The organism is Rhizobium sp. SVR5-2C (assembly GCF_056755115.1).
The window spans coordinates 1-471 of record NZ_JBNDHT010000332.1 but is presented as its reverse complement, the minus strand read 5'-3'; the positions used below and the strand labels follow the sequence as shown (position 1 = coordinate 471).

At 58.8% G+C, this 471-nt stretch carries 1 protein-coding gene; it reads left to right on the top strand.

What is annotated here, in order from left to right:
* A partial coding sequence (locus ACPYOI_RS35970; protein WP_481424158.1) for a DUF6894 family protein occupies positions 1-272 on the top strand: 272 nt, incomplete at its 5' end.
* Positions 273-471: the final 199 nt, after the last annotated feature.

Sequence of the window (471 nt, the reverse complement as noted above, 5' to 3'; positions counted from 1 at the left end):
GATTGTTCTCCGGTCGCGTAACAGGAGACTGTCCGTCGATGGCGAGGTACTATTTTCACATTCGTACTGGGGATCAATTGGTGGAAGACGACGAAGGTGTCGATTTGCCGAACGTCGCGGCCGTTCAGCAAGAGGCCCGCAACGCTGCTCGCGAGATGATTGCGGAATCAGTCATGGGCGGCGAGCACATCGCGGCACAGCGCTTCGAAATCGTCGATGAAAACGGCGATATCGTCGCGGTTCTGCCGTTCGGCTTCATGGTCCTGGATTGACTCCAGCAGATGAGCCGCGCCGGGAAGCGGCCAGGCGCCGGAACATTCGATAGAGCTCGGGCGTCTACTATCTGGGATCGTGTGTGGCTGGCTTTTGTTTTGCCCCTTCCTTGCCCTTGGAAGGCCGCGCGATCCTCTGGATCAGACTGCCCCGCTCAGACGGGCCTCCGTACGTTAGCGGACACCTAATTGCTATGGG